The following is an 8,636-nucleotide window of genomic DNA, read 5'->3' as shown; positions in this document are numbered from 1 at the left end:
TTGGTTTTTACACAAATCTATACCCATTCCCTACAAATATGCTATTTATGCCTATTTTTTTCCTGTCTTCCATAGTATTTTCTACATTCTTTCTTGATAGCAGAAATTACATCCGAATAATTCAAATTTTCATTCCCCATTAAAATATCCACAGCATCTTCTACTGTATCCATGGAGTATATGTGAAAATTTCCACTTTTTATTTCTTGCTCCACTTCATTTTTTAGTGCAATTCCTTTCACATTGGATGCCGGGATGAGTACTCCCTTCCCTTTAGTTTCTCCTAATATCTTGCAAGTGTTGAAAAAGCCTTCAATCTTTTCATTTACTCCCCCTATAGGCTGAACTTCTCCAAATTGATTAATTGAACCTGTAACTGCTATATTTTGTTTTATTCCTATTTTGGAAAGTGATGATATAATCGACACTACTTCTGCTACAGAAGCGCTGTCTCCGTCTACAGTCCCATAAACTTGTTCAAAATTCAAATGAAAATTCACAGGAAGTTTGTCATATCCCCCAATTATATTGTTATTTATATATCCTTTTATTATATTTATCGCTTTATTATGAATTTTTCCAGATAAATTGCTTTCCCTTTGAATATCAACTATATTTCCTTCCCCCTTTATACATGAGCAAGTTATCCTTACAGGTCTTCCAAAGCTAAAATATCCTGTACTTAAAATTGAAAGCCCATTTATCTGACCTATACTCTTTCCGTCAATATCTATAAATATCTGTTCTTCACTAAAACTGTCATCTATCTGTTTTTCTAACATTTCCCTCGTATATACAGCATTCTCTATATCCTGTGTATCTATATAATTCCTTTTTGTTTCCCTTGCACTGCTGTCGGAAAGTGTTAGTATTCTTTCGATCTCATAGTCATCCATAAAAATCTTGCCTTTATTTTCCGTTTTTCTGGACAAAATTTTTGCAATTTCCCTTATGCCTTCATCTGTAACCGGCTTAAAACAATTTTTCTTGCATGTATATATTATCTTTGTTAAAAATAACTTCTTTACAATTCTATCCATATCAAGTATAGGATTGTACTGTGCTCTGATTTTAAATATTTTCTTGAAATCTACATCATAATTATATAATAAATCATAAGTACTATAATCTCCTATAAGTATTATTTTTTCTTTAAACTGCACAGGCTCAGGGTTTAAACCGTTTAATGATAAAACTTCAAGATATCCAGTTTTATAATCTAATTTTACTTTTTCACTTATAAGGGATTTTTTCAAATAATAATAGGCATTTGGATTATTCAAGAGACTATTTACCCTAAGTATAAGACATCCCCCATTTGCTTTTAAAATAGATCCTGCTTTTATAAGACTTATATCAGTTATATAATTTCCATCTTTATTTCTATATTCTATATTGCCTATTAAATTAACAACACTCGGGTCCTCTTCAAATATTATAGGTGGATATTTTCTACCAGAGTTATCAACAATCACATTAACAGAATATTTAAATATTATCTGTTTTATAGTATTTTCATCATTCTTATAGTCTATTGAATATATATCTTTTATTCTTTTCTCTATGGTACTGCATATATAATTTAAAAATTTCAATACAGTTTTGTCTTCAGAAAATATATCCAAATAATTATCTTTAATATCTGCTGTTTTCCTACTATAATAATGATCCATAAGTACTTTTATTTTTTCAGTTTCATTTATTTCTATATTCTTTAACTTATCAAGTATTTCTTGGGAAGCATTTTTGAGCAAAGCGACCTTATTTATTATACTTTCTTTTTCGTTAAAACTTAATAAATTATATTCTTTTTCATTCATCATACTCCCATCTTCTTTAAGAGGGATAAATACAAAACCATCATCTACAGATTTTAAAGTAAAATTATCTCTTTTTGCTATATCAATCATTTTCTCTATTAAATCATTTTTCTTATTACGGATATCCTCTATGATAAATTCCTTTTCTTGATCTGATCCATTATAAAATTCATAAGTTATTTTAAAATACAGTTTTTGAATCTCTTCTACAAAATACTTCAATTTTAAACCATATCCTGCTTTTAAAACTATTACTTCGGGAGATTTGATATCTTTATATATAACATAGCATATATCATATATTTCTCTGTTTTTAATAATTTTATCTATATACTTAACCATATCTTCAAGTTTATTTTTAGAAAAGTCTTCTACAATATATAAATTATAACCTTGTTTGTCTATACTAAGAGCCGTATTTATTTTTCTATATATATCCTCATATTCAGGATTATACTGAGCTTCATCTTTTAGATCTATATCTTTTACATTAAAATCATATATAATTTCCTCCGGGGCTACTTCTCTCTTCACCAAAATCCCTCCTCAGCTATTATTATTAGCTATACAATTTAACTGTTTAATATAATAGTATTCTTAAACAGTATATTTAGGAACAAATTTGTTGAAACTATAATTTGTTTAATAGTACATGTATTTTAAAAAAATATATACTATGATATAATAAGTTAGAATTATCCATATAATAATATTTTAAAATACTAGACATGAAATAAAATAAGTGACAAAGGAGTTAATATAAAAATGAGTTTAAAAGAAAAAATCTCACAATATTATGCTAAATCCTATTTAAAGAAATATGGAGATAGATTAACCCAGATCCAAGGTACTATAGTATCCGTTAAAATAACATCAAAAACCATATTGTGGATATTCAATACATTAAAGGTAACTCTTCTCGTAAGACCAGAGAGAAGTAAAAATATAACCAAATGTAGTTATATAAAGAAAAAGTGGTTTAAAAAGCCTGAGTTTATTCCCATTAAGCAGGGAAATTTTGTGTTGGTTCAGGGATTAAAAGGAAAAGCGGGCAAGGGGAATAAGGAACAAATTCAACTTATAAATATTAGAAATATGACTACTAAAAAAGACCTTGTTCCTATAGAAGGAAAAGTCCCAAAAGTACAGAGAAGGGTACAAAGATTTAAGTAAAGAGGATTAGAAATTCTAATCCTCTTTACTTTTCATTTTTTATTTAAAATACAAATACAGACTATTTATAAGTGCTATTATACCTGAAAAGAAAATTACTATACCCCACTGTATTAAATTCATTGCAGAAGTATGAAAGACATTTTGAAGGAATGGAATATAGACTATGGCTAAAATCATACATATAGAAGCTGCTATAGCACCTAGAAGATATTTATTGCTAAATAGATTTATTTGAAATATAGAATGATTTTCGGATCTACATTCAAAAACATGTATAAGTTGTGACATTACTAAAGTTGCAAGTGCCATAGTCCTTGCAGTTTTAAGCCCAAATCCCAGATACTGTGCTACTACAAAAGAAAATATAGTACACGTCCCTATAAGAGCTCCTCTTACAAGTATTTTTTCTGTTAATCCTCTTGCAAATATGCTTTCATTTTTAATTCTTGGCTTCTCCGCCATTATATCCCCTTCAGGAGGATCTACTCCAAGTGCTATAGCTGGAAGTCCATCAGTAGCCAGATTTACCATCAATATCTGTATAGGAAGAAGTGGTATGGCGAGATTAAAAGCTGATGCTAAAAACATAGTTAAAACTTCTCCTAAATTACAGGATAAAAGATATCTTATGAATTTTCTTATATTATCATATATAACTCTGCCTTCTTCCACTGCTGACACTATAGTTGTAAAATTATCATCTAAAAGCACCATGGAAGCTGCTTCTTTAGTAACATCCGTTCCTGAAATTCCCATGCATATCCCTATATCTGCTTCTTTTACGGCTGGAGCATCATTTACTCCATCTCCTGTCATAGCAACTACTTTGTTTTTAGACTTAAATGCCCTTACTATTCTAAGTTTATGTTTAGGTGTAACTCTTGCAAATATAACCTTCTTGTCTACTGTTTTTTCCAGTTGTTTATCTGTTAACTTATCCAAATCATCTCCCGTTATAACCTGATCCTGAGTTTTACATATACCAAGATCATATCCTATGGCAAAGGCAGTATTTTTGTGATCCCCTGTTATCATAACAGGTTTTATACCAGCCATTTTACATTTTAAGACAGCATCTTTTACTTCTTTTCTTGGAGGATCAATAATACCTGCGATTCCTACAAAAATTAAATTATCCTCAAGAGACTTTCCTCTTGTCAAATTCTTTTCTTTATAAGCACCTGCTATACATCTAAGTGCATTAAACGACATATTTTCAATTGCCTTTACTATATTATTTCTCTCATTTGAAGTTAAAATTCTTACATTTCCTCTATCTAATATATATTTACACTTTCTTATAAGTTTCTCTGGTGCACCTTTTACATAACTTATCTCTTTTGAACCTTCTTTTACTATAACTGACATCATCTTTCTGTCAGAATCAAAGGGTATATCATATACTCTTCTAGCTCTACCTAAAAAATTTTTTAGAGTCTTTCCATCTCTGAAATAAACTTTAATGAGTGCAGTCTCTGTAGGGTCGCCAATTAAACTTTCTGAAACATTCTTTTTATCTGTATCAACATTACAATCATTACAATATGTAAATATTTTTTTGAGCATTGCATTCTCAGGAACTGACTCTCTATCTAAATTATAAGTTCTTCCGTTAGAATACATTGCTTTTACAGTCATCTTGTTTTCAGTAAGCGTACCTGTTTTATCGCTGCAAATTATGGAGGTGCATCCAAGTGTCTCCACTGCAGGTAATTTTCTTATTAAAGCATTTCTCTTTAACATTCTTGATACCCCAAGTGCCAAAGCAACTGTTACTATGGCTGTAAGGCTTTCTGGAATGGCTGCAACTGCCAGACTTACACCAAGCAAAAACATCTCATATTTATTTTCACCTCTCATTATTCCTGCAATAGTAACTACAGCACAAACAATTAAACATAACACAACCAATATTTTACCTAAATTATTCAATTTTTCTTTAAGAGGTGATGTATCCTTTTCTATGCTCTGAAGCATACCTGCTATTTTTCCCATTTCAGTTTCCATACCAGTTCCAGTAACTTTTGCCTTTGCATTGCCTGTCAATACTATCGTACCCATGTAAATGGAATTTTCCTTTTTCTGAATGCTTTTGCTTACACCTGCAGATTCACCTGTCAAAAGAGATTCATCTATCATCAAATTACTTGATTCTGTTATCATACAATCCGCAGGTATCTTGTCTCCACTTTCAATAACTATAAGATCTCCTATTACCAAGTCCTGTGCATTCACAATTTTTAATTTTCCATTTCTTATAACCTTTGAAGTAGGAGATGCCATATTCTTTAAAGCTTCCAGTGATTTCTCGGTTTTAAATTCTTGAATAAATCCAAGCACGGAATTCATAACTATAATTATAATTATAGTTACAGCATCTGCCTTTTCCCCCATAAAACCTGATATTATAGTGGCTCCTATTAAAACCCATGTTATAAAATCATTGAACTGTGATAAAAATATTGTCAACGGTGATATTTTTTTCTTTTTTTCAAGCAAGTTTGGACCATATTTCTTCAGTCTTCTATCCGCCTCAGCCTGGGTTAAACCACTTTGAACTTCCCTTTCATTAATCACTTTTAATCCCTCCATGCGCTATCTGTTTATTTACATTAATGTATATGCACAGTTGCACATACATTATTACTTTTGAGATTAGATTTAACGTCACACATTTTTCTAGTAAATTCTTTGATAAAACGCCATTATCATATATAATATATATGACAATCCAAATTATTAATTTCGATTGTCAATTGAATAAACTGGGAGGAAAAAATATAAATGAATGATATAGTATACATAACAGGACATAAGAATCCAGATACAGATTCAATATGTTCTTCCATATCTTATGCTGAATTAAAAAATAAGATGGGAGTAAAAGCCGTTCCCATAAGGCTCGGAGAATTAAGCAGGGAAACTCAATTTGCATTGGATTATTTCGGGGTTAAACCTCAAAAATTAATTGATACAGTAAAGACTCAAATAGCAGATTTGGACTTTGATAAGATAAAGCCAATTTCTCCTAAGACTTCCCTAAAATCAGCCTGGGCAATAATAAGCAGTAGTAAAGTAAAAACTCTTTCCGTTGTAGATTCTGATGACAAATTAATTGGAATTGCATCTCAATCCAATATAACTACATCTTACATGGATGTATGGGATAGCAATGTAATCCAGAAAAGTGGCACTACACTTGAAAATATACTTGACACCCTATCTGCCAAATGTATTTACCAGCATAATAATACAGATGAATTTAGAGGGAAAGTAATAGTTGCAGCCATGCAGCCAAACAGCATTGATCAGGTAATTGAAAAAAGTGATATAGTAATATGTGGAGATAGAATAGATGCCCAAAATGTAATTTTGGATTCCGAAGCATCCCTCATGATAATTGCTGGAAATCATAAAGTTTCAGGCGAAATAATAGAAAAGGCAAAAAAAATTGGATGCTCTATTATAATAACCCCTTATGATACTTTCACTACTGCCAGATTGATTCCACAAAGCATTCCAATAAGTTATGTAATGAAAAAAGAAAATATAATATCATTTACAACACATGATCTTGTAGATGATGTGAGAGAAGTCATGCTGGATACAAGATACAGAAGCTATCCTGTAGTAGATAAAAATAACAAAGTTGTAGGAAGCATATCAAGATATCATTTAATATCTAAAAATAAAAAGAAGATAATACTGGTAGATCATAATGAAAGATCTCAAGCTGTAGATGGGATTGAAGATGCTGAAATACTTGAAATACTTGATCACCATAGAATAGCTGACATCCAAACTGGCTCCCCTATTTATTTTAGAAATGAACCTGTAGGTTGTACCGCTACAATAATAGGATCAATATTTAAAGAAAACGGATTAACCCCTTCTAAAGAAACAGCTGGCCTTTTGTGTTCTGCCATAATTTCAGACACACTTCTTTTCAGGTCACCTACATCAACTGAAAAAGATAGGACCATGGTAAGTAAATTGGCTCCTATAGCTGGCATAGATCCTGAAAAATTTGCAAAAGAAATGTTTAAGGCAGCTTCATCACTGGAGGGAAAAACTGCAAAACAACTTCTAAATCAAGATTTTAAAATATTTAATCTTGGAGGCGTGAAAGTAGGGGTTGCACAAATTTCAACTGTGGACCCAGATAGTTTCAATCCTCTTAGAAAAGATGTTATAGATTTAATGAATTCAATGTGTAAAAATGATGGATTTGGACTTATGGTATTTATGCTTACCAATATATTGGAAAGTGGTTCAGAGCTAATCAGCATAGGATCATATAGTAATGTAATAGCCAATACATTCAATGTAACCTTAAAAGACAACAGTGCTTATGTTCCTGGTGTTCTATCTAGAAAGAAACAGATAATTCCACCTCTTACCAATGCGATGGTTAAAAACAGCTAGTATAAAAGCCTGGGATGTACATATTATACATCCCAGGCTTTGTTTAATCCACTACATCACTTATGTCTACAGTTCTCATTTTAAGATTTTGAAACTCATCGTCTCCATGATCTTCATCTTCATAGCAATCAAATGGCTCATAGGTTGATTCATAGGTTGGCTGCTGCATGTTGTAATTCATTGAATTATACATCATATATGGATTAACAGGATACATGGCCATAGGTGGATACATAGGTGGAGCAGCATACATGTTATAATAATAAGGTTCATAATTATCATACATATCATCTGTATAATCCCCATATCCCATATTTGGATATCTGTACATACAAAATTCCTCCCAATATAATAATTACTATATTATATGCATATACATTAAATAAGTTTACTAAAAATTTTTAAATTTATCTTCTCATACTATTTATCATTCCCCACATATCGTCTGATGTACTTAAAGCCTTGGCACCAAGTTCAAAAGCTCTCTGTGAAACTATCATATCCGTCATTTCCTTGCCAGTATCCACATTAGATTGTTCAAGATATCCCTGATATATAGATGCATCATTATTTTGATAAATTTGTGTTCCCTGTTTTGGAGTATATAGATTATCCCCTATAGATGTCATAGAATCCTGTCCAACTACATTGTAAATATTTATTTTTCCGTATAGCCTGTCCTGATTACCTTCTCTTATATATACATAACCCTGTCTATTAATTGTAAAATTATTATTGTTTAAATTTCCTGATACCTGAACTGATTCTATATTTACAACATTTCCATCATCATCAACTAACCTGCCTGAACTGTCCACATTAAAATTTCCAGCTCTCTCATAAGCAGTTTGACCACTAGGAGTCGTAACCCTAAAAAACCCCTGCCCGTCTATTGCAAGATTGGACTTTTTATTGGTTTCAGTTAAACTTCCCTGACTGGTATCTCTGACCCACTCAGTGGTTTTAGAACCTGATCCAGTTATAAGAGCTGTAGGAGAATTTTCATTGACAGGATACCCGTCTCTATTTAAAGTTTCATACATCAAATCTTGAAAATTCACATCTTCACTTTTATAACCGACTGTACTTACATTGGCTAAATTATTTGATATACTGTTTAATTTATCTTGTTGTGCATTCATTGCACTTACACTATTCCATATAGATCTAAGCATAAAATAATCTCCTCCTTGTATAATGTGGTTATAACATTCA

The 8,636-nt window shown here is 31.0% G+C and carries 6 protein-coding genes; 2 read left to right on the top strand and 4 right to left on the bottom strand.

Going from position 1 to position 8,636, the window contains the following annotated elements; all coding sequences use genetic code 11:
• Positions 1–41: 41 nt before the first annotated feature.
• Positions 42–2,354 carry an AAA family ATPase gene (locus J418_RS0110665; RefSeq protein WP_017895557.1) on the bottom strand — a complete coding sequence of 771 codons (2,313 nt, stop codon included), beginning with the start codon at positions 2,352–2,354 and terminating at the stop codon, positions 42–44.
• A gap of 231 nt (positions 2,355–2,585) precedes the next feature.
• Here J418_RS0110665 and J418_RS0110660 point away from each other — a divergent pair, with 231 nt between their 5' ends.
• Positions 2,586–2,993 (top strand): hypothetical protein, encoded by a 408-nt coding sequence (locus tag J418_RS0110660; protein WP_017750811.1) that lies wholly within the window; start codon positions 2,586–2,588, stop codon positions 2,991–2,993.
• Between the two features lie 39 nt (positions 2,994–3,032).
• Here J418_RS0110660 and J418_RS0110655 read toward each other — a convergent pair whose 3' ends face one another.
• Positions 3,033–5,570, bottom strand: coding sequence for a calcium-translocating P-type ATPase, PMCA-type (locus J418_RS0110655; protein WP_026142646.1), 2,538 nt, complete (start codon positions 5,568–5,570; stop codon positions 3,033–3,035).
• 210 nt (positions 5,571–5,780) lie between these two features.
• Here J418_RS0110655 and J418_RS0110650 point away from each other — a divergent pair, with 210 nt between their 5' ends.
• Entirely contained in the window at positions 5,781–7,421 is a 1,641-nt protein-coding gene (locus tag J418_RS0110650) for a putative manganese-dependent inorganic diphosphatase (RefSeq protein WP_017895555.1), read from the top strand.
• A gap of 43 nt (positions 7,422–7,464) precedes the next feature.
• Here the strand turns inward: J418_RS0110650 and J418_RS0110645 are convergent, their stop codons facing one another.
• Together J418_RS0110645 and J418_RS0110640 are read right to left on the bottom strand one after the other, a co-directional pair.
• Positions 7,465–7,752 carry a hypothetical protein gene (locus J418_RS0110645; RefSeq protein ID WP_017750814.1) on the bottom strand — a complete coding sequence of 96 codons (288 nt, stop codon included), beginning with the start codon at positions 7,750–7,752 and terminating at the stop codon, positions 7,465–7,467.
• A 76-nt stretch (positions 7,753–7,828) separates the two neighbouring features.
• Positions 7,829–8,596 (bottom strand): flagellar hook-basal body complex protein, encoded by a 768-nt coding sequence (locus J418_RS0110640; RefSeq protein WP_017750815.1) that lies wholly within the window; start codon positions 8,594–8,596, stop codon positions 7,829–7,831.
• Positions 8,597–8,636: the final 40 nt, after the last annotated feature.

Origin of the sequence: Clostridium tyrobutyricum DSM 2637 = ATCC 25755 = JCM 11008, assembly GCF_000359585.1 — a bacterium.
In the GTDB taxonomy this organism is placed as follows: domain Bacteria; phylum Bacillota; class Clostridia; order Clostridiales; family Clostridiaceae; genus Clostridium_B; species Clostridium_B tyrobutyricum.
Note: the sequence above shows the minus strand (reverse complement) of the source record. Positions and strands in the feature narration are given on the sequence as shown.

Bases quoted from the DNA above. Each gene is read 5' to 3' on its own strand.
- J418_RS0110660 (WP_017750811.1), top strand. From the start codon at position 2,586: ATGAGTTTAAAAGAAAAAATCTCACAATATTATGCTAAATCCTATTTA.
- J418_RS0110650 (WP_017895555.1), top strand. From the start codon at position 5,781: ATGAATGATATAGTATACATAACAGGACATAAGAATCCAGATACAGAT.
- J418_RS0110645 (WP_017750814.1), bottom strand. From the start codon at position 7,752: ATGTACAGATATCCAAATATGGGATATGGGGATTATACAGATGATATG.
- J418_RS0110640 (WP_017750815.1), bottom strand. From the start codon at position 8,596: ATGCTTAGATCTATATGGAATAGTGTAAGTGCAATGAATGCACAACAA.